Source organism: Prevotella veroralis DSM 19559 = JCM 6290 (assembly GCF_000377625.1).
In the GTDB taxonomy this organism is placed as follows: Bacteria; Bacteroidota; Bacteroidia; order Bacteroidales; family Bacteroidaceae; genus Prevotella; species Prevotella veroralis.
Genome location: NZ_KB898331.1, coordinates 42,083 through 62,361 on the forward strand (window position 1 = coordinate 42,083; position 20,279 = coordinate 62,361).

Consider the following 20,279-nt stretch of genomic DNA (forward strand, 5'->3'; position numbering starts at 1 on the left):
GATTGAACGTATAAAGCTAACGTTTAATCCCTTTTAAGTTTACCTTTATCAGCAATAAAGCTAACCTATTCTCTCAATCGCTCTCGACAGTCTTCAAGAATTGACATAAGCTCGTCTACCTTCGTAGCACGTAGCATGGAGATACGTATCTGTTTGAAGTCTGGAATGCCTTTAAATATCGGTGAAGCCGCAAGGTGGCGTCTTGTATGCAAGATACCACGGTATTCATCAATGCGTTCAACGTTGATCTTGAGCATTTCCTCTAGTACATCTATCTTCTCATCGAGGCTTATCTCTTCTGCTCGTGGGCTGAAGATCCATGGACAACCGAATGTTGCTCGACCAATCATAACGGCATCTACGCCGTAAGTATCGAACTTCTCGCTTGCTTCTAAGCGATTCGTCACATCCCCGTTACCAATGATTGGAATCTTAATACGTGGGTTCTTCTTCACTTCTCCTATGAGTGTCCAGTCCGCCTGACCTGTGTACATCTGTGAACGAGTGCGCCCGTGAATCGTTAATGCTTGTATGCCGCAATCTTGCAGTTGCTCTGCTAGGTCGGTAATGATGGGGTGTTCGGTGTCCCAACCTAGTCTTGTCTTCACCGTAACAGGTACATTTACAGCCTTAACAACCTCTCTTGTGATCTCTAACAGCAGTGGGATATTCTTCAACATACCCGATCCTGCCCCCTTGTTTGCCACCTTCTTCACAGGACAACCAAAGTTGATATCTATCACGTCAGGCTTTACTTGCTCCACAATCTTGGCTGCTTCAACCATAGAAGCTACATCCCTACCATAGATCTGTATGCCTACAGGACGCTCACTATCGTCTATCACCATCTTAGAAAGCGTCGACTTGATACTCCTAATGATTGCATCTGCCGATACAAACTCGGTATATACCATTGCTGCCCCATATCTCTTACACATCTTCCGAAAGCCTATGTCGGTCACATCTTCCATCGGGGCAAGGAACAAAGGACGCTCTCCTAAATCAATCGAACCTATCTTCATGCCTGCAAAGGTAACAAAAAAGCGAAAGAGAAAACGCCTAATTCAATAAAAAGAGGTGGCATCTTTGCAACTAGGTTGCGAAAGTTTATGTGTAACTTTGCGGCAGAATATTAATCATGTAACAGACTTTTAGCTATGAATAAGAAGCTATTACGCATCATTCTCACGGCTATCCTGCTTGCAGGAGCGTGGCTGGTGGAGCATTATGCAGGACTTGCTATGTGGCAGGTACTGCTTGTTTATCTCATTCCTTACCTCCTCATTGGTTACGATGTATTGTCAGAAGCAGTGGAAGGAATCATGGATTTGGATCCATTTGACGAAGACTTCCTGATGGCATTAGCAACGATAGGAGCCTTACTCATTGGTTTCTTGCCTGGAGCAGAGCCTCAATTCGTTGAAGCAGTGTTTGTGATGCTCTTCTTCCAGTTGGGTGAGTTGTTCGAAGACTACGCCGAGGACAAGGCAAGAGATTCGATAACTGAGTTGATGGACATACGCCCTGACACTGCAAACATCGAACGGAACGGGCGCATTGAGGCGGTTAGTCCAGAGCAGGTAAGCGTTGGAGACACCGTAATAGTTAAGCCGGGAGAGAAGATTCCACTTGATGGTACGATCTTAGAAGGCTCCTCCAGTCTTAATACTGTAGCCCTTACGGGTGAGAGTCTACCACGAGATGTGCAAGAAGGAGACGCTGTTATCTCTGGATGTGTCAATCTCTCGGGCGTTCTGAGGCTCCGTGTCGACAAGTCCTACAGCCAGTCTACAGCTGCAAAGATTATCCAGTTGGTGGAAGACGCAGGTAATAACAAGTCGAGAAGTGAGTCGTTTATCCGCCGATTTGCACGTGTCTATACGCCAATCGTGGTCATTTCTGCCCTTGCACTGGCACTTATTCCACCTTTCTTCTACGATAGTTATGCCCCAGCCTTTGCTACTTGGCTATACAGGGCATTAACTTTCTTGGTTGTTAGTTGCCCTTGCGCACTGGTGATTTCCATCCCATTAACCTTCTTCGCAGGTATCGGTGGTGCCTCACATAAGGGTATTCTTATCAAAGGAGGCAACTATATGGATGCCTTGGCAAGGCTTCAGACCATCGTATTTGATAAGACAGGAACATTGACATACGGCACTTTTGAGGTGGAGGCAGTGCATCCTGACAACTGTTCGGAACAAGAGTTACTACACCTCGCAGCGCATGTTGAGCGTTATTCAAGCCATCCCATTGCCCTCGCCTTACGACAGGCTTATCCCCATGAGGCTGATAATTGCAGTATAGAAGATGTGCATGAAACGGCTGGACAAGGCGTTTCTGCAATGGTCAATGGGCGAGTTGTCAGCGTTGGTAACGACAAAATGATGAAAACATTAGGGCTTTCAATCCCCGTATGTAGCCGTTGTAAGAATCATGTAGGTACTATCGTGCATGTTGCCATCAATGGTGTTTATGCCGGACACATCCTTATCTCTGATAAACTGAAAGCTGACGCACGTGAGGCAATCAGCTCTTTAAAGACCTTAGGAGTGACCCGCACGGTCATGCTGACAGGTGATAAGGAAGATGCCGCACGCCAAGTAGCCGCAGAAACAGGCGTAACGGATTATCATGCCGAGCTACTCCCAGCTGATAAGGTAGCACGTGTTGAACAGCTGTTGAGCGATAAGAATGAGAACGGAACACTTGCTTTTGTGGGTGACGGAATCAACGATGCACCTGTACTGGCGCGTGCTGACGTGGGGATAGCGATGGGTGCTCTGGGTAGCGATGCCGCTATTGAAGCCGCAGATGTTATCCTCATGGATGACAAACCATCGAAAATCTCGCTTGCAATCAGGCTCTCCCGCCGCACCATTTTCATAGCGAAAGAGAACGCATGGTTCGCTATTAGCATTAAAGTGGCAGTCTTGCTCCTTGCCACCTGTGGCTTTGCAAGTATGGGCTTAGCCGTCTTTGCAGATGTTGGTGTAATGGTTCTGGCTGTTCTTAACGCAATGAGAGCACGATAAAGAACGTACTTTATTGGTCGAAATAGCACACGACTCGTTTGTCTGAAGCCGATTGGGACTTGCAGACAAACGAGTCTTTTTATTCGTAAGATAGGATTTATAACATTATCAAAAACGCTTATCTTTACTTTAAATAATGTTAGTATCCTTTGTAATTAACCAAAAATTATCAACAAAGGAAAGCACAAGTGGAAACTTTTATATAGATTTGCAGCAAAGAAAGGAAAGGACTTCTCACAAGTTAACGGACTATTGATGAATTACAGCTATGGCTAAGTTATACTCGGCGATACAGGGTTCTCACATGGAAAGGAGCTATGATAACATTCGTATCATGGCTTTATTGCTGTGGTTATTGTCGGTATCTTCCATGGTAGCACATGCCCAGAAGACATTGGTTTGTGATGCTGCTACACACTTTCCCATACGTGATGTGCTGGTTAAAGTGGATGGTCGTAACCTCGGAATGACCACTTGGCAAGGACTAATCAACCTACCTGATACGTTCCAAACAGCCTCTTTCAGTAAGAAAGGATATGTCCCCGAGAAATTGCTTAGAGCCGAGATTCTACGTGATACCGTCTTTCTTTATCCTGCAGAACATTACTTGGATGAGGTTATCGTGACGGGTCGGCAAACTACAGATGGGCGTGCTCTATTGGAGAAAATGCCGAAACGTGACATCTTAGAAAAGCGTCCGAAGTGTAAGAGAGGAGAGTTTGATATAGGTTTAATGCTCGATAGGAGGTATCAAAGAGACAAACGGCATGTGGAACAACTACGTAAGATTTTCAAGAAGATGGATGGAGTTGAAGACCATGAAGACCCTATTTTAAAGGCTTATAGACAAACGCTATTGGACCAGAGGAACGATTCCCTCAAGCAAAGTATGCAACGGAAAGAGGAGAAGAGTGAGCCTTCTAAATAGGAAAAGAGCATGAGCTAAAAGAGAGGAAACACTTAGTTAAGTGCGAGAAGAGCAAGTTTTGTTTGAAAAAATAGCTTATTTTATTTTTGCTTCTAATTTATTATTTCTCTATTTTTAGTCTATTTTTGTATTTACGAAATGCTTTTTTCTGCTTTACATTAAGTTCTTCTCCTTCGTAGAGGGATGTTTCTTGGAGGATAGAAGAGGGTAGGGAGGGCTGTGCAAAGCCTCATTCGGGGTAGCGATAGGTGGGCTTTAATCTTTTTGGGAACGCTTTTCACTTGGCTTAAAAACATATAGTATGAAAGAAGGCTAACGTCTTTGAGATTACTCAAAGAGCTAGCCTTATATGGAAAAAACTTCTTTCTCTTATTTAGTATATAGAACTTGAATGATGGTCTGACCCACTGCCTGCAGTGTATTCTTATCAATGTGTTCCATCGTATCATTGATGGTGTGCCACGTAGGACCAAAGCTGCTCTGGGTGCAATCAGGGTAGTATGGGATAATATCTATCGTTGGTATGCCTGCATTCTGGTTCACTGGGATATGGTCATCAGTAATCATTCCACCCGGAGAATCAGGGAAGTAAGAGCCAAAACCAGCCGACTTTGCTACTGCCCACACCTTCTCAACAATGTTATTAGCGTATTGCTGCGACATTCCTTCACGATAGAACTGAGCGCCTTCACCGCCTACCATGTCCAAGAGAATGCCATATTCGGGCTTGATAGTGCCTGGGAAGTGTAGAGAATAGTACTGCGCACCTAGTGCCCAGCTGTCTCCTGTGTCCTGATAGTTGGTTTCCCACTGCGGAACTCCCCAATCCTCGGCATCGAAACAGACGAAGTCTACACCTATAGTAAACTTCTTATCCGCCTGTAACTGGCGTGCAATCTCAAGCATAACAGCAACTCCACTGGCGCCATCGTTGGCTGCCATGACTGGTTTACGGTGGTTGGTAGAGTCTGGGTCATTGTCTGCCCAAGGTCTACTATCCCAGTGTGCGCAGAGAAGAACACGTTTCTTTGCCTGTGGGTTGAGCCTGGCAATGATGTTAGTAGACTTTAGAACTGTTCCGTCATAGCCCTTTAAGTCTGCCTTTTGTTCCTCAACTTCACATCCAAAACGCTTGAATTGCTCCACAATCCACTTGCCGCATTGCTCATGGGCAGTAGAGTTCATGGTGCGAGGACCGAACTTGCATTGCGCAGCAGTGTATGCGTAAGCAGAGTCGGAATTGAACTTTGGACCAATAGGATGCGCTGTTGTAGCAGTATCAGCATCCGATGTCGCATTGTTATTACTTGCTTTTCCTTTGCATCCATAGGCTACGCTCGTCAGAGTGAGGGCAAGGATGCACCCTAAAAGAATCCTTATTTTTGTTTTCATCATTGTTTATTGTAATCAAAAACATTATCTTACACTCTGCACACGAGCCATGACACGCAGCCAGTTACCACCCCATATCTTCTCAATATCACGTTCGCTATACTTTCGACGCAATAGTTGTAAGGTGAAGTTAATCATCTCGCTGGCATCAGCTAAGCCCCTTATCGTACCATCACCATCGAAGTCGGTGCCTATTCCTACATGGTCGATACCCATGATCTCAATGGCATGTTCGAGGTGAGCAATAGCGTCCATAATGGTTGCTTCACCGTCCTTCTTGAGGAATCCATGATACATAGTTATATGTGCAACTCCGCCCTTCTTTGCCAGAGCACGCATCTGATCGTCAGTGAGATTACGGGGAACGTCGCATAGAGCTTTACTATTGGAATGACTGCAAACTATCGGTTGGGAACTGATGTCAAGAGCGTCATAAAAGCTCTTCTCACCCCCATGACTCAAGTCGACCATGATACCATTTCGATTCATCTCTCTTATGACTTCCTCACCAAACTTACTAACTCCTCCATGCGTGTTACAGCCTCGTGCCGAGTCACAGATATCGTTATCTCCGTTGTGACAAAGCGTGATGTAAACCACACCTCGTTGTGCGAAGTGCTTGATGTTCTCTATCTTATGCTCCAAAGCTAAGCCGTTCTCTATGGCAAACATAATACTCTTGCGCCCCTTGCGCTTGTCTTCGTAGAGATCGGAAGGAGTGCGAGCTATACTGATGTAACGCTGGTTCTGCTTCACAATCTCCTCTATCTTGTCGAAGATGAGATCGGCATATACCGCAGGAGAAAGATGGTCGAGAGCCTTAGAGAGAGTAGGGTTGTAATGCTTCAATCCAGCGACATCAATCTTAGAAGAGAAGCTCTCTCCAATCTTTGGTTGTGGAAGATAAGCAGCCATCGTTACGGCATCTTGATGTCCTTCCGTCATCTTATGAAGATCGTAGAGAATACGTGGGTCGCGTTGGTCAAAGCGCACTCCTTGAGGGAAGAACATCGGTGTATCGCAGTGCGTATCGAGTGTTAGAACACGCTTATGAAGCTGCTTGGCGATATAGAAGTTGTTAGCTTGTGTGACCAACCAAAGGAATAGTTTGCCTCCATCCTCACCCAAACACTCAGGGTGCCACTGCACTCCCATGATGGGTTTAAACTCTGTGCTCTCCATTGCCTCGATAACTCCATCAGGTGCAACAGCCGTTACCCGAAAGCGTTTACCTGGTGTTTTTACAGCTTGATGATGGAAGGAATTGACGTAGATGCGCTCTTCCTTGTAGAGAGCATAGAGTATTGATGATTTGTTTAGCGTAACGCTATGCGTCCTCTCACTGCGTTCTGCGTCTTGAGAATGCTTGATGGTTGCAGCATGGAAGGTTGTGATTGTCTTATCCTTAGCTAATTTCTTCTCAACAGTAGCATCTGTTCTGATATAATCCTCATAGATATCCTGTTGTACAGAACCACCCAAGGCAGCAGCAAGCGTTTGTATTCCTCGACAGATTCCCAGCATAGGTATCTGGCGATTGAAGGCTAATCTGGTAAGCATGAGTTCGGCTTGATCACGCTCAGCGTTGATACCATGGAGATGAGTAGAGGGTTCTTTTCCTACCCAAAGTGGGTTAATATCAGCTCCACCAGTCAATAGTAGTCCATCAAGATGGTTTAGTGTGTTGACAAGAACATCCTTATCAGCAACTGGCGGGATGAGTATTGGAATGCCACCAGCCGTTACTACTTGTTTATAATAGACGTCTCTTAATGTGGCATCACGCTCTGTAAAGTTGGTCGTGATACCTATTATCGGCAGACGCTTTGCCTCGGGGTAAGTCGCATACACCTTGTCTAGATGCGACTGAAGGTCGTATTTCATCTTTCCGCTCTATGTTCTATAATTCGTTATATCGTTGTTATCAAGTCTGAAGCAGGCTTATAGTTCTTCTGTAATTGGTATTTCACGCTTGATACTCTGCTCTAATGAGATGAGAGTCTCCGTTGAAACAACCCCTGGAATGCCCTGTAATTGGTTGTTAAGGAGGTCCATCAATTGCTCATTATCACGAGCATATAGCTTTAAAAGGATGGTATATGGACCAGTTGTGAAGTGACATTCCACCACCTCGGGGATAGCACTAAGACGCTCAACTACCTTTTTATACATAGAACCACGTTCTAGGTTGAGGCCGATGTAAGTACAAGTTGTATAGCCCAAGCTCTTTGGGTTGACATCAAAACCACTCCCCGTGATAGCTCCATTCTCGATGAGGTGTTGTACACGTTGATGTATTGCAGCGCGCGAAACACCGCATTGTGCGGCTACATCTTTGAATGGCATACGTGCATTCTGCGATAGAATGCTTAAGATCTTCTTGTCTAATCGATCTACTTTCTCCATCTCCTTTGATTGATATAATTGATTTGTAACGTAATTAAAGATGCTTAATTGATATGAGCAAAAGTAGATAATAATTATTGAACAAGCAACAAAATGATAAACAAAATGCACCTCTTGGGTGCATTTTGTTTATATAGAAGCCAATAGTAAAGTGTTTCTTCACCTCTTAGCTTACGTTTGTTTAATTCAATAAAAGCGATCAGTCTATTTATTTGCCTGCTTTTGTTGTATTCTTCTTAGCAGGCTTTACAGCCTTCTTAGCTACTGTCTCCTTAGAAGGGGTTACTGTTGAAGGTTTTACCTCATGCACTCCATCAATGTCTTTAAGCTCCAATGTGAAGATAAGAGTTGAATAAGGAGCGATGTCGCGACCTGCTCCACGCTCGCTATAAGCCAAGTTGTAAGGGATAAAGATTTCCCACTTAGAACCTACCGGCATAAGTTGTAAAGCCTCAGTCCAGCCCTTGATGAGTCCACCAACGTTGAAGGTGTCGAACTCAGTGCCGTGTTTTGCGGTTGAATCGAATACCTTTCCGTCGATAGTCTTGCCTTCATAGATCACCTGAACATCGTCAGTAGCCTTTGGAATGGCACCTGTTCCCTTCTTAATAATGCGATATTGCAAGCCACTGGGGAGCGTTACGACCCCTTCTTTAGCCTTGTTTTCAGCCATGAAAGCCTCGTTCTTTGCCTTATTCTCAGCCTCTCTTTGCTGTCTGATAGCTATCTCTTGTTCCTTAAAGAACTTTGCTGCGGTTGCAGGAGACATCGTTGTTGAGTCCTTGGACATAGCTGCTACGACTCCACGGTATAGTATCTCTGTGTCAATAGGGCTCTTTAACTCTTCGAAGTGACTAACCATATTTGGGAGCAAACGGCTTTCTATCTGGCGACTAACGGCTATTCCTACTCCATAAGCAGCGAAGTTCGCATCCTTGCATTTGCTGATTCCTTCCTTCAAGCCCCTAATGAAGTCGGGCATTAACTCCTTTGTTATACCGAACTGTTGCTCAAGATAGGCGTCCAAGCCGTTTGACATGGTCATACCTGTTGCGTAACTCAATGAATCGGCAGCACTCTTCAATACGATAGGTGCCGTCTTGCAAACCTCTGAACACTCTGTTGTAGCTTTGTTCTTCTTATCTTTTTTCTTACTCTGAGCGCTTGCTGTGTTTAAAGCTGAGCCTGCCGCAATGAGCAAAGCCAGCATGATTACTTTCTTCATAACCTATATTTGTTTAATAAAAGATGTTTCCCTTTCCTATAGAAGATACTTGTTTGGACTCGTGTGTCCAACCGATTATACACGTCTGTATAACTGATTATACACGTCTGTATAATTGATTATACTCGTTTGTATAATTGATTATACCCGTTTGTATAATTCCCTATTCTATAAAAGATGATTGTTTACTTAAAAGGAGATGATTCAAAGAAGGTCAGGCTATGCACCTGACCCTCCTTATTTATTATCTTAAGATGTCTTGGAATTACTTTGCAGGCTTTCCGCTAACCTGCTCTGGCATACCAGCAGGCATACCCGGCTGACCTTGTGGAGCCTTCTCAATGCCCAACAACTCAACCGTGAACACAAGTGTTGAGAATGGCTTGATGTCTGGGCTAGGCTGTTGTGCACCGTAAGCAGCACTGTAAGGGATTGTAATCTCCCACTTAGAACCAACTGGCATAGTGGTCAATGCAGCTGTAAAACCAGGTATTACACCACTGACAGGCATAGTTGCATCATTGCGTTGATCAAACACTTTGCCCTCGATAGTCTTACCTACGTAGTTGACTTTCACTACATCTGTAGCCTTCGGAGTTGCGCCATTTCCAGCCTTAAGCTCTCGAACTTGTACACCCTGTGCAATGGTCTTTACGCCTGCTTTCTTCGCATTGGCTGCCATGTAAGCATCGCTCTTCTTCTTGTTAGCACCGTATGTTTTCTCTGCGTACTTCTGCTGAATAGCCTTTGAAACGGTCTGCTCTATGTTACGAGCCTGTTCAACAGTCATCTTCTGATTCTTGCCCTTTGCACTTGCAGCAAAGCCTGCCAAGAAGTTCTTCAGAGAGATAGTCTTGGTTGAATCCTCACCAAAGATCTGGCGGTTAATCTGCTGTTTAATGACCATATTCATCTGCTGTCCGACACCGATACCAGCGTTATAAGCAGCCTTCTTCTTGTCATCTGCACCCTGAACACCATCGTTCATACCCTTGACGAACTCGTCAATATAAGCGGTATCAATCTGCATCTGCTGTAGATATTGTTTAACACTTTGACCCTGATCTACGCCGAATGCGTAGCTTAAAGAGTCTACATCAGACTTCAAATCCTCCTTAGGAGTAGAGTTGCCACAGGCTGTGAAGCCTACAGCTGCCATAGCCATTGCGGCTAAAAGATAAACTTTCTTCATTTATTTTATTGTTTAGTTTTTAGGCATTAATACATGTTCTGTAGGGCTATCATAAGTTATTAAGAGTACTTATAACGCCCTAGCAGATATTAATTTATAATACTTTGAGTAATTCAACATCGAATACAAGTGCTGCAAATGGTGGTATCTGTGCACCTGCTCCACGCTCTCCATAAGCGAGATTGTAAGGTATGAAGAAGCGATACTTAGCCCCTTCCGACATCAACTGTACGCCTTCTGTCCATCCAGCAATGACTTGGTTGAGTCCAAAAGTGGCTGGTTCGTTACGTTGATAGGAGCTATCAAAGATCGTCCCATCAATAAGTGTACCCTCATAGTGGCACTTTACCTGATCAGTTGCGCTTGGTTTCTTACCGTTACCCTCCTTTAGTACTTGGTACTGAAGACCTGAAGGCAATACAACTACACCCTCTTTCTTTGCGTTATCAGCCAAGAATGACTCTCCAGCAGCCTTTGCAACCTTTCCAGCCTCAGCCGCCGCAGCACGTTGCTTATCCTCTTGTTCCTTGAAGAAAGCCTGTACTAAGGACTGTGCCTCTGCGTTATTAACCTTCAAAGGAGTACCTGATATTACATCTTTAACAGCCTGTGCGAAGTCGTCGATATCTAATCCCTTCGCTCCCATACCAGCGAGTTGGGAACCGATACCGATGCCCAGTGCATAGCTTAATTTATCCATTTAGTCTTGAAGTTATTTATTATTAGTGTGCAAAGATACTATTTTTTAAGGTATTGAATCACATTAATCGAATTAAAATAACTAAATTTGTGGAATTGAAACAAATGTAAGGTCGTATGAAGAAAATAGTATTCTTAACGGGTGCAGGTATGTCTGTCGAAAGTGGATTCAAGACTTTTCGTGGTAACGATGGGCTTTGGGAAGATTATCCCGTTGAACAAGTGGCTTCTCACGAAGGCTGGGAAGCGAATCCAACATTGGTTAACAACTTCTATAACAGGCTCCGAAAGAAACTTTATACAGCATTGCCTAATAAGGGACATCAGCTGATCAAGGAATTAGAAAAGGCTTACGATGTGGTTGTAATCACGCAGAATGTGGACAATCTACACGAGAAGGCGGGGTCGAAGAAGGTAATTCATCTACATGGAGAACTATCTAAGGTGTGCTCAAGTAACAATCCTTACGACTCGAGATACATAAGAGAGTTGCCCCCAGAAGATTGTGAGGTAGCTCCCGGAACACTGGCTGGTGATGGTTCTCTGGAGCGTCCTTTCATTGTCTTCTTTGGTGAGGCTGTGCCCATGATAGAGCCTGCTATGGAGGAAGCTGCACAAGCAGATGTGTTCGTTATCATCGGTACTTCGCTGAATGTCTACCCTGCAGCAGGACTCGTGAGATATGTTCGTCCAGGCGTCCCCATCTATCTCATCGACCCTGATAATGCCCCTGCTGGTAGTGCGGGGCACGTAATTCACATTCAAAAAGGGGCTAGTGAAGGTATGGAAGAATTAATAAAGTTATTATAAAAGAACATCCACATTCATTGCAGCTACTCGATGATTATCGGAGGAGATGTGGCTTGGATGTGGAATAAAAGAGTATGAAAAGACTATTATCATTAGTTATTATTGCGTTGATGGCATTGCCTATTATGGCGCAGAAAAACGTTTATAAGTTCAGTGTAAAGGATGGCAATGAGAAGACCATCAAGTTGAAAGAGTACAAAGGAAAGGTGTTACTCATCGTAAACACAGCCACAAAGTGCGGCTTCACACCGCAATATGAGGCGTTACAAAAGCTCTATGACACTTATAAGGATCGTGGTTTTGTTATCTTAGACTTCCCTTGTAACCAGTTTGGAGCACAAGCACCTGGATCGCTCAAGGACATCCACTCTTTCTGTACGAGTACTTATGGTATTACGTTCCCACAGTTTGCTAAGATTGTAGTAAATGGTAAGAACGAGTCACCCCTTTATACTTACCTTAAAGCCCAACAGCCTTTTAAGGGCTTCGATACGACCACTCAGATTGGTAAATACCTAGATGAAAAGTTCAAGAACACTAATCCTAACTATGCAAAAGACCCTAGTATCAAGTGGAACTTCACGAAGTTCTTAATTGATAGAGAGGGTCATGTCATTGATCGTTTTGAGCCTACTGCAGATATGAAAGACGTTGAGGCTGGTGTCAAAGCAGCTTTGAAGCTGTAGAGAAAGCCCCACCCAGCCTCTCCAAAGGAGAAGGAATGCCTAATGGAAGTCGGTCGGGATATGTGAAGGGAAGAGATGGATCGTGTGTAGTGAGGCACTACCTCGTAAGCTGCGAACAAGAGGCTATGCAGAAGGAGACGCCCCCTTCGCTTTGAAGAGGGCGTTTCCTTGCTATGAAGAAGGCGTCTCTTCATATTGAAGAAACGCCCCTTTCAAATAGTACTAACCATAATTTTGAATTATGAATTATAAATTTTGAATTAGAAGAAGTACCCTCGTTGATTGAAATGAATGCTTCATAGTAGGGACAGACGCCCTCGTCTGTCCGCAAGCTCAACAATTTACTTAGCAAAGAATAGGGTACTATGGGCGGACAGACGAGGGCGTCTGTCCCTACTTTTGGCACTGCATTCAATAGAACTAATCACTCGTTAACTTGTCAACTTGTCACCCCGTCAACTCTACCTAATCATAATCTTGAATTACAGAAGGGCTTTCTTTCCATCTTACCCTACTACACCATGAGGTGATAACAACCACCAGCCATGGCGCGGATGAGACCTTTCATCTCTAAAGTGAATAGAATACCTGTGAGGCGAGAGATGGCAATGTCTGTTTTTACGGATAGCATATTTATCTGTAAGTCGTTGTTACTTTGTAGGGTACGAACGATCCGTTCTTCTTCTGGCGACAAATCAGGGAAAAGTTCCCGTTCGATTCCTTGTTGTTGTGCAAGCACTAGTTTCTGTTCTTCATCCCATCCCATCGCCTTCACCAAATCGGTTGCTGAAGTGATGAGGGCTGCTCCGTTATCTCGAATAAGATTGTTGCAGCCTTCGCTATAAGTAGCTCCAATGGCTCCAGGAACGGCAAATACCTCACGACCATAGCTGCGGGCAATCCCACAAGTGATAAGTCCTCCACCCTTAGCAGCCGATTCTATGAGGATAGTCGCATCTGAACAACCAGCCACAATGCGGTTGCGTTGCACGAAGTTACGGGCTATGGGCTGTGTATGTGTCATGTATTCCGTGAGCAAACCACCCTGTTTTATCATTTTGAAAGCAGTCTCTTGATGTCCACGGGGATAAAGGTCGTCCAGCCCGTGAGCCAATACTCCAACCGTATCAAAGCCATTCTCCAGTGCAGCTCGGTGTGAATGGATATCCACCCCGTATGCTAGTCCACTAAAGATAAGCACATCTGGGCACAGAGCCTTCAATTCCTTAATAAACAAACGGATGATGTCTCGACCATAAGGGGTGCAATGCCGCGTCCCAACAAGGTTGATGGTATGGCGTGCGTTGAGGTTTGTATTACCTTGAAAGTAGAGTAGAAGAGGGGCATCCACACATTCTCTCAACCGCTGTGGATAATCTTCATCATTCATGCAAAGCGTTCGGATGTTATGTTGCTGGCAATAATTCAATTCTTGTTCTGCCCTTGCACGAAGATTATTGACGTCCTTGAGTGCTTCAACAAGTTGTTTTGACGCATCCGGGAGAATCTCTCGAATATCGTTTTTATGCTCTATTACTGCTGTTGCAGAGCCTGCTCTGCGATACAATTCGGCTATCTCACGGAGGTGAAAACGAGTTAGGCGAGTTAGCAGAATGGCGTTGAGTGCTTCCATAATGGTTAGGTTTTCTTATCGAATTAGAGGTTTATTGTGCAACTCTTATCCCTCTTTTGTCAGAGATAAGAGTTGGATGTTGAAACTATGCATCAGTTTCTAAGACCTTGGCGAAAGCCTCATCATAGTCAGGACTATAGCCCAATCGCCCATTGATAAGCACTACCAAGTCAACATCTGCATGGAAACACAGACGCTCATCACTAGCTCGGAAGAGGTCATGAGAGAACACCCAGCGTAGCCCCTGCTTCTTAAGTCCCATGCGAGAGATGATTTCGTCATCACAAGTCAATGGCACTTTGTATGTCAGTTGCATTCTAGCAACGACCGCATCAACGCCTTTCTCGTGTAGAGCAGAGAAGCTCACGCCTAACGAACGGAGGAATCTATGACGTGTATGTTCGGTATAATGCAAGTAATTGGCATTATTAACTATCCCTTGAATGTCGCATTCGTAATCACGAACCTCCATCCTTGTTTCAAAGATGTAATTAGTCTTCATGTTTGTAAAAGTGTGTTAGCTCATCTGTAAAAGCAGCAGTTGTAAGCCATTTACAACAATTCTCTATGTATCTGATGAGGCTTTATAGTTTGATAATTAATTAGTTTCTATTGTTTGAAATATCGCCTTTCTCCATCTCTCCCATTGTTGGGGTAGATACGGATTGAGCCTTTAGATACTCGTAACCTATCCTGCATCTGAGGCAGTCCTTGGGGTCGCAATACTCTTTCTTGAGCTGTATGAGTGCTTGAGAGTCGCCCGCTGTATCAACCGATAAACCCACTTTTTCCCACATCTGAACAATGTGGTTGTGTTCAGCCTTTAGTGCTTCAAGGAAGTCGAAAGCACGTTCGCAAAGTTTCTCATTGCTTTTGTGCTTACCATAAGCAAATAGAATGGGGACGACCGTGTTGATAATTTGTAAGTCTAATGAAGCTTTCGTCAGTCGTTTCTCACTCTTTTTACTCTCAATACCAAACATGTAATGCGTCTCCCAATAGGCTGTTACCTGCGTCGAAAGAAGCTCGCGTGCCTGCTTGATAGTTTCACACTCTAATAAACGAGATAGTCCCGAACGCTCTTCGTAATAGAGGTTTGCTAACTGAGAGATGCGTATGTGAGGGAAATTCTGCGGTCTTAATCGTAGGAATCGCCACTGGTTTGCATCCATCGGGTGCAGCTGGAACTTATGAGATAGATATTGATACTCCGTCTTCAAACGCTGATAATAAGCATCATGGAGTGCCTCCTGCTGACAACGCTTAGGTATTGAGTTTTGCTCGAGTAGCCCTGCTTGCCCCAAGAAGAAAGCTTCCACTTGCATTAAATCATCCCTATGGTGACCGACGTCATGCAAGGGTAGAGCCTTTGCCCACGTTTCGAAGGCGTCACCATTTATGCCGAAGCCATAGTTGCGGGCTAAGGTTACGAAGTAAGCAAGCTCCCATGAACCATTACATGACTGTAGCCTCTCTGTGATGGCATGTGCTTTCTGTTCTAAGCGTTCGGCTTGTAAGGCATTCATCCACGCATGAATCATGAGCTTGGAGAGGTTGGGAATGATCCTGTAACAGGCTGGGTAATCATCGGTTGATAGTAGTTCTTGATAATGGTCACGCACAGCATCAGGGATAGCGAGTCTCATTTGCGGTGGATAATCGTCTCGGCTAGTCTTGACGGCAAGGTCGATTGACTCTGCAACATGTAGTATTACATTATCATAATGTGGGTCTCTGTCATGGTGATGCAGGTACCAATCAGACGAACGGAGGTGTATCTCCACGTTACCCACCCATAACGTCCCACCTATCTTCACCTTTGCATTGAAGAAGTCGGGACCTGCGTTGCGGTTAGGAAGTCCTGGGTCGATGACCTCAACGGTCTGACCATCTGTAGTTGTAAGTCCTGTTAAAGGAAATAACTTATGCTTCCATACATAGTGGATGAGCTGTTCCATCATAGATTCGTGGCTTATTAACAGAAGACAAATATACGAATTTTTTGATTATAAAGCCCTTCTTGCATACTTATTTTTTATCTTTTGCTTGCTTACACCTTACTTAAAATAAGTGAAGTAATTTTGTTTTATGTAGCAAATCAGCTACCTTTGCATTGTTTTTAATACGTATTAGTTATGAAGATAGCACTGATTGGCTACGGTAAGATGGGGCACATGATAGAACAAATAGCCCTCGAACGTGGTCACAAAATCGTTAGTATTATAGATGTAAACAATCCCGATGACTTCGACTCACCGGCTTTCTCGTCTGCAGATGTAGCCATTGAGTTCACCAACCCTACGGCAGCTTTCGGCAATTATAAGCGTGCCTTCGCACACAATGTCAAGGTAGTGAGCGGTTCAACAGGTTGGATGAATGACCACAAGGAGGAGGTAGAACGACTTTGTACAGAGGGTGGTCAGACATTGTTCTGGGCGAGCAACTTTTCTATAGGAGTAGCCATCTTCTCTGCCGTCAACCGCTATTTAGCAAAGATCATGAACGGTTTCCCACAGTACAATGTAGCAATGGAAGAGGTACACCATGTGCATAAGCTTGATGCTCCATCAGGTACTGCTATCACATTGGCAGAGGACATCATCGACTGTATCGATCGAAAGGATAAGTGGGTGAAGGGCTTTCAGCACAATGCAGATGGTACAGAGTCTGGCACGAACGAAGTGACTCCTAACGAACTACCTATTGCATCTATTCGACGCGACGAAGTGCCCGGTATTCATAGTATCAGTTATGACTCTGATGCCGACAAGATAACCATTACACATGATGCTCATAGTCGAAAAGGATTCGCATTGGGTGCTGTTTTAGCAGCAGAATACACCAAGGACCATACTGGTCTATTGACTACAAGCGACTTATTTAAGTTCTAACTGTATTTCAAGATATGATAGATAAGGAAAAAGCAGCCCTAGATCCTAAGAAGCAATGGGCGAAGTTTATTAGTGTTACTGTTCTATATCTTCTATTCCTACTATGGGTTGGAAGCTGGTGGGGATTAGTCGTTGTGCCATTCATCTACGACTATTATATCACCAAGAAGATACGTTGGCAGTGGTGGAAAGAGGCTGAAGGTCCAGTCCGATTCATTATGGGTTGGGTGGATGCACTAGTGTTTGCTTTGGTCGCAGTGTACTTCATTAACCTCTTTTTCTTTCAGAACTATGTGATCCCATCATCGTCTCTTGAGAAGTCACTACTTACTGGTGATTACCTCTTTGTATCGAAGGTCAGCTATGGTCCTCGTATACCGGAAACACCGCTGACAATGCCTTTGACACAGCATACTCTCCCTATTATCAATACGAAGAGTTACATTTCTTGGCCGCAGTGGGACTATCGCCGTGTAAAGGGATTGGGCAAGGTTGCATTGAACGACATCGTTGTCTTTAATTATCCAGCAGGTGACACGATTATGAGCGAACCGAACTATCAAGGTCAAGACTATTATCAAACTGTCTACACATTAGGCGAGAATACGTTGGCACAACAGCATCCGAACATCAAGTTGAATCAGATGAGTATAGCTCAACAACGTGCCTTTTATGATAATGCTTACACTGTTGGTCGAAACTACATTATTAATAATGTGGGAACCTATGGGGCATTGGATTGGCGTCCAACTGACCGCCGTGAGAACTTTGTGAAGCGTTGTGTGGGTCTTCCCGGACAAACTCTTCAAATCAAGAATAAGATTATCTATCTTGATGGCAAGCCTAATAAGGAACCAGAAAAGGTACAATATACCTATTTTGTAAAGCTTAATAACATCACAACTGCCGACCTCCTCGGTGCTCAATATGATGACCTTCGCAAGGAATTAGAGATTAGTAATGAGGATGTTCAGTGTCTAACAAACCTGCATGGAAGCGATATCAGCAAAGGAATAGTACTTAACAACGCAGCCTTAGAGTATGATGGTTACATGCCATTAACCAAGAGAGCCGCTGCAGAAATGAGGCGTTTGGGACTCATCAAGGCTATTCGTCCTGTCACAGATAAGGACATCTACTCTGGTCCTTACTATCCATTGAATGCTTTCACAGGCTGGACTCGTGATAATTACGGGCCTATCTGGATTCCTGCAAAGGGTAAGTCTATCACCCTCACCCTCAATAACCTCCCTATTTACGAACGCTGTATTAAGGTGTACGAGAAGAACGATTTGCAGGTAAAGAACGGCAAGATCTATATCAACGGACGCCCTGCAACGCGTTACACATTCAAGATGGACTACTACTGGATGATGGGTGACAACCGTCATAACTCTGCCGACAGTCGTTACTGGGGCTTTGTTCCAGAAGATCATATCGTGGGTAAGCCTATCTTTATATGGTGGTCTAGCGATCCAGATCGTAAGGGTTTCGGTGGCATCCGTTGGCATCGTCTGTTCAACTGGGTCGATAATATCAAGTAAAGAATGGCGTCTGCACTTCTTTCATCAACCTACTTTGGTCCCGTTCAATGGTATCAGAAGCTGAATAGATACGATGCTTGTTTGATAGAGCAACACGACCATTTCGTGAAGCAAACCTATCGAAATAGATGTGTGATAGCAGCTACCAACGGACTACAAACACTCTCCATCCCTGTGGAGAAGTTTGAGGGAGCGAAGTGCGAGATGAAAGATGTGCGCATAAGTGACCATGCCAACTGGCGTCATCAGCACTGGTATGCGTTGCAATCAGCCTATGGGGAGAGTCCATTCTTCGAGTATTATGAGGACGATATACGCCCTTTCTTTGAACGAAAGTGGGTCTTTCTCTATGATTTCAACTGGGAGATCACGTTGAAGATGTGTGAGCTTATCGACATAATGCCCTGTATGAGGCGCACAGAGAGCTATGAGCTGGAACCCTCAGAGGGCGTAATTGATTTCCGAGAAACGATTCGTCCGAAGCATCCGGGGCGTGATGACGAGTTTAAGCCATGTACTTACTATCAGGTTTACCAGCATAAGTACGGATTCCAACCGAACTTGAGTATCCTCGACTTGCTATTTAATCAAGGTAATGAGAGTGTCTTATTCCTATAATAAGAAAGGTTGTTTCAACGCATGTTAACCGATTGGTTATCGCATTGAAACAACCTTTTTCCTTTCCTCCCTACTCCCTTTTCTCCTTTTAGAAAGCCTTAGCTTTTACACCACCTACTCTTCTCTTTCTTCCAAAAGGGGCTTCTTTAAACAACAGCTAACGCCTATCTATCCTGCAAAAGACCTTTTCGTGTTTAAAAAAATAGATTATTTTTATTAGTATTTTAATCTATTCGTCATCACTTTTTAGTTTATTTTCTAAATTTGATAAGTCTCTTTTGCGGTAGTGCTAAGTGTTTTCAGGGTAATAGTTAAGACTTGCCACTATAATTGACCAGCCTCAACTTGCAGTACAATACGCTCTACAAGGCGATCAGCTCCTTGTGGATCGTAACGCTTCTTTAGGCTACTTCCAAACGCCCAAGCGAACGCTTGATAGAAACCAGCACGAACAGGACCAAGGAAAGCTTGCACCAGTTCGTAGGAAGTAGAGTTACATTCGCGGTCAATGAGTTTGATGAGTAACTTGCCTTGAGTGAATGTCAACTTCTTCATGCGAGGCTTATATGTGTTCCAAATCTCCTTTTCCACACGTTTCATGTGCGCATCTCTTTCCTTCTTCGTAGGGATAGTTTCGAGGTAAGCACCCGTCTCGAGGATGATCTGGTGGCACTCTTTAGCGATGGGAAGAACCTTCTTTATGTTATAAACCAAGCGGTTATAAGCCATCTCCTGAGCCTTATCTTTGAACTCCATAGGCGGAAATACATACACATTACTTGTCCTTACGTATTGAATACTATCGCTTCCTACCTTCGCTTTACCGATGTGTACCATCGGAACAAACGTCGGTGAATCCATGTCAACAGGTCGGTCTTCGGGGTTGATATGGTCTTGTGCCATTGCTGCCGATGCAAAGGCAAACAGCGACAAAAGCGTGAAAAGTTTTCTTATTAATCTCATACTATGGACAAAAGTAGCATTTATTTCTGAAGACGAATAGGTTTTTAATATTATTTTGTCATTTTCCTTAGATGCTTATTACATGCTAAGTAACGAAGAATCAACCAACTGCTTTCATTGAGTCTATCGACTTTATAGGGAATGAATTGGCATATCCATGTAACGAATTAACACTCCGAATGCCACTCATCGAACCTCATCTCTCCACAAGGAAACGGAAGGACAGACTGTCATAATGTAACTTTTACCATAGGAAA

18 protein-coding genes are annotated in these 20,279 nt (G+C 44.1%); 7 read left to right on the plus strand and 11 right to left on the minus strand.

What is annotated here, in order from left to right; translation table 11 throughout:
- Positions 1-65 precede the first annotated feature (65 nt).
- Positions 66-1,022, minus strand: a complete 957-nt coding sequence (gene dusB, locus D464_RS0107410) for a tRNA dihydrouridine synthase DusB (RefSeq protein ID WP_018910841.1) — start codon at positions 1,020-1,022, stop codon at positions 66-68.
- 135 nt (positions 1,023-1,157) lie between these two features.
- Between dusB and D464_RS0107415 the strand changes: the two genes are divergently transcribed.
- Together D464_RS0107415 and D464_RS0107420 are read left to right on the plus strand one after the other, a co-directional pair.
- On the plus strand, positions 1,158-3,035 hold the full coding sequence (locus D464_RS0107415; RefSeq protein ID WP_018910842.1) for a heavy metal translocating P-type ATPase: 1,878 nt from the start codon (positions 1,158-1,160) through the stop codon (positions 3,033-3,035).
- Between the two features lie 268 nt (positions 3,036-3,303).
- Positions 3,304-3,963: a hypothetical protein gene (locus D464_RS0107420; protein WP_238309106.1), complete on the plus strand. Its 660-nt coding sequence runs from the start codon at positions 3,304-3,306 to the stop codon at positions 3,961-3,963.
- Between the two features lie 369 nt (positions 3,964-4,332).
- Here the strand turns inward: D464_RS0107420 and D464_RS0107425 are convergent, their stop codons facing one another.
- The 6 genes from D464_RS0107425 to D464_RS0107450 all read right to left on the minus strand — a co-directional run bounded on the left by D464_RS0107425 (position 4,333) and on the right by D464_RS0107450 (position 10,878).
- On the minus strand, positions 4,333-5,355 hold the full coding sequence (locus tag D464_RS0107425) for a M28 family peptidase (RefSeq protein ID WP_026284659.1): 1,023 nt from the start codon (positions 5,353-5,355) through the stop codon (positions 4,333-4,335).
- Positions 5,356-5,379: 24 nt separating this feature from the next.
- Positions 5,380-7,239, minus strand: a complete 1,860-nt coding sequence (locus D464_RS0107430; RefSeq protein ID WP_018910845.1) for a gamma-glutamyl-gamma-aminobutyrate hydrolase family protein — start codon at positions 7,237-7,239, stop codon at positions 5,380-5,382.
- A 57-nt stretch (positions 7,240-7,296) separates the two neighbouring features.
- On the minus strand, positions 7,297-7,761 hold the full coding sequence (locus D464_RS0107435; RefSeq protein ID WP_004383014.1) for an Lrp/AsnC family transcriptional regulator: 465 nt from the start codon (positions 7,759-7,761) through the stop codon (positions 7,297-7,299).
- A 208-nt stretch (positions 7,762-7,969) separates the two neighbouring features.
- Complete coding sequence (locus tag D464_RS0107440) at positions 7,970-8,986, minus strand: FKBP-type peptidyl-prolyl cis-trans isomerase (protein ID WP_018910846.1); 1,017 nt, start codon at positions 8,984-8,986, stop codon at positions 7,970-7,972.
- Positions 8,987-9,251: 265 nt separating this feature from the next.
- Positions 9,252-10,178: an FKBP-type peptidyl-prolyl cis-trans isomerase gene (locus D464_RS0107445; RefSeq protein WP_018910847.1), complete on the minus strand. Its 927-nt coding sequence runs from the start codon at positions 10,176-10,178 to the stop codon at positions 9,252-9,254.
- 94 nt (positions 10,179-10,272) lie between these two features.
- The gene (locus tag D464_RS0107450; protein ID WP_018910848.1) at positions 10,273-10,878 is read right to left on the minus strand and encodes an FKBP-type peptidyl-prolyl cis-trans isomerase; all 606 of its coding nucleotides are present in this window, start codon (positions 10,876-10,878) and stop codon (positions 10,273-10,275) included.
- A gap of 116 nt (positions 10,879-10,994) precedes the next feature.
- On the opposite strand from D464_RS0107450, the gene D464_RS0107455 reads away from it, so the two are divergent.
- Both D464_RS0107455 and D464_RS0107460 read left to right on the plus strand, forming a co-directional pair.
- Positions 10,995-11,687, plus strand: coding sequence for an SIR2 family NAD-dependent protein deacylase (locus D464_RS0107455; protein ID WP_018910849.1), 693 nt, complete (start codon positions 10,995-10,997; stop codon positions 11,685-11,687).
- A 74-nt stretch (positions 11,688-11,761) separates the two neighbouring features.
- Positions 11,762-12,373: a glutathione peroxidase gene (locus D464_RS0107460; RefSeq protein ID WP_026284660.1), complete on the plus strand. Its 612-nt coding sequence runs from the start codon at positions 11,762-11,764 to the stop codon at positions 12,371-12,373.
- A 514-nt stretch (positions 12,374-12,887) separates the two neighbouring features.
- On the opposite strand, the gene dprA is transcribed toward D464_RS0107460, so the two are convergent.
- The 3 genes from dprA to D464_RS0107475 all read right to left on the minus strand — a co-directional run bounded on the left by dprA (position 12,888) and on the right by D464_RS0107475 (position 15,964).
- Positions 12,888-14,006, minus strand: coding sequence for a DNA-processing protein DprA (gene dprA, locus D464_RS0107465; RefSeq protein WP_018910851.1), 1,119 nt, complete (start codon positions 14,004-14,006; stop codon positions 12,888-12,890).
- An 85-nt stretch (positions 14,007-14,091) separates the two neighbouring features.
- Positions 14,092-14,508: an acyl-CoA thioesterase gene (locus D464_RS0107470; RefSeq protein WP_018910852.1), complete on the minus strand. Its 417-nt coding sequence runs from the start codon at positions 14,506-14,508 to the stop codon at positions 14,092-14,094.
- A 100-nt stretch (positions 14,509-14,608) separates the two neighbouring features.
- A complete protein-coding gene (locus D464_RS0107475) occupies positions 14,609-15,964 on the minus strand; it encodes a DUF2851 family protein (protein ID WP_024985859.1) in 1,356 nt (451 codons plus the stop codon).
- Positions 15,965-16,141: 177 nt separating this feature from the next.
- Between D464_RS0107475 and dapB the strand changes: the two genes are divergently transcribed.
- From dapB to D464_RS0107490, 3 genes are read left to right on the plus strand one after another with little or no spacing between them, the layout of a single operon-like run.
- Positions 16,142-16,897 (plus strand): 4-hydroxy-tetrahydrodipicolinate reductase, encoded by a 756-nt coding sequence (gene dapB / locus D464_RS0107480; protein ID WP_018910854.1) that lies wholly within the window; start codon positions 16,142-16,144, stop codon positions 16,895-16,897.
- 14 nt (positions 16,898-16,911) lie between these two features.
- Complete coding sequence (gene lepB / locus D464_RS0107485) at positions 16,912-18,441, plus strand: signal peptidase I (protein ID WP_018910855.1); 1,530 nt, start codon at positions 16,912-16,914, stop codon at positions 18,439-18,441.
- A gap of 3 nt (positions 18,442-18,444) precedes the next feature.
- Complete coding sequence (locus tag D464_RS0107490) at positions 18,445-19,059, plus strand: WbqC family protein (RefSeq protein ID WP_018910856.1); 615 nt, start codon at positions 18,445-18,447, stop codon at positions 19,057-19,059.
- 324 nt (positions 19,060-19,383) lie between these two features.
- Here D464_RS0107490 and D464_RS0107495 read toward each other — a convergent pair whose 3' ends face one another.
- Positions 19,384-20,022 (minus strand): DUF4294 domain-containing protein, encoded by a 639-nt coding sequence (locus D464_RS0107495; RefSeq protein ID WP_018910857.1) that lies wholly within the window; start codon positions 20,020-20,022, stop codon positions 19,384-19,386.
- Positions 20,023-20,279 lie beyond the last annotated feature (257 nt).

What these genes read in the sequence shown, in the direction of transcription:
- dusB (WP_018910841.1), bottom strand. Translation starts at nt 1,022, where the DNA reads ATGAAGATAGGTTCGATTGATTTAGGAGAGCGTCCTTTGTTCCTTGCC.
- D464_RS0107415 (WP_018910842.1), top strand. Translation starts at nt 1,158, where the DNA reads ATGAATAAGAAGCTATTACGCATCATTCTCACGGCTATCCTGCTTGCA.
- D464_RS0107420 (WP_238309106.1), top strand. Translation starts at nt 3,304, where the DNA reads ATGGCTAAGTTATACTCGGCGATACAGGGTTCTCACATGGAAAGGAGC.
- D464_RS0107425 (WP_026284659.1), bottom strand. Translation starts at nt 5,355, where the DNA reads ATGAAAACAAAAATAAGGATTCTTTTAGGGTGCATCCTTGCCCTCACT.
- D464_RS0107430 (WP_018910845.1), bottom strand. Translation starts at nt 7,239, where the DNA reads ATGAAATACGACCTTCAGTCGCATCTAGACAAGGTGTATGCGACTTAC.
- D464_RS0107435 (WP_004383014.1), bottom strand. Translation starts at nt 7,761, where the DNA reads ATGGAGAAAGTAGATCGATTAGACAAGAAGATCTTAAGCATTCTATCG.
- D464_RS0107440 (WP_018910846.1), bottom strand. Translation starts at nt 8,986, where the DNA reads ATGAAGAAAGTAATCATGCTGGCTTTGCTCATTGCGGCAGGCTCAGCT.
- D464_RS0107445 (WP_018910847.1), bottom strand. Translation starts at nt 10,178, where the DNA reads ATGAAGAAAGTTTATCTTTTAGCCGCAATGGCTATGGCAGCTGTAGGC.
- D464_RS0107450 (WP_018910848.1), bottom strand. Translation starts at nt 10,878, where the DNA reads ATGGATAAATTAAGCTATGCACTGGGCATCGGTATCGGTTCCCAACTC.
- D464_RS0107455 (WP_018910849.1), top strand. Translation starts at nt 10,995, where the DNA reads ATGAAGAAAATAGTATTCTTAACGGGTGCAGGTATGTCTGTCGAAAGT.
- D464_RS0107460 (WP_026284660.1), top strand. Translation starts at nt 11,762, where the DNA reads ATGAAAAGACTATTATCATTAGTTATTATTGCGTTGATGGCATTGCCT.
- dprA (WP_018910851.1), bottom strand. Translation starts at nt 14,006, where the DNA reads ATGGAAGCACTCAACGCCATTCTGCTAACTCGCCTAACTCGTTTTCAC.
- D464_RS0107470 (WP_018910852.1), bottom strand. Translation starts at nt 14,508, where the DNA reads ATGAAGACTAATTACATCTTTGAAACAAGGATGGAGGTTCGTGATTAC.
- D464_RS0107475 (WP_024985859.1), bottom strand. Translation starts at nt 15,964, where the DNA reads ATGGAACAGCTCATCCACTATGTATGGAAGCATAAGTTATTTCCTTTA.
- dapB (WP_018910854.1), top strand. Translation starts at nt 16,142, where the DNA reads ATGAAGATAGCACTGATTGGCTACGGTAAGATGGGGCACATGATAGAA.
- lepB (WP_018910855.1), top strand. Translation starts at nt 16,912, where the DNA reads ATGATAGATAAGGAAAAAGCAGCCCTAGATCCTAAGAAGCAATGGGCG.
- D464_RS0107490 (WP_018910856.1), top strand. Translation starts at nt 18,445, where the DNA reads ATGGCGTCTGCACTTCTTTCATCAACCTACTTTGGTCCCGTTCAATGG.
- D464_RS0107495 (WP_018910857.1), bottom strand. Translation starts at nt 20,022, where the DNA reads ATGAGATTAATAAGAAAACTTTTCACGCTTTTGTCGCTGTTTGCCTTT.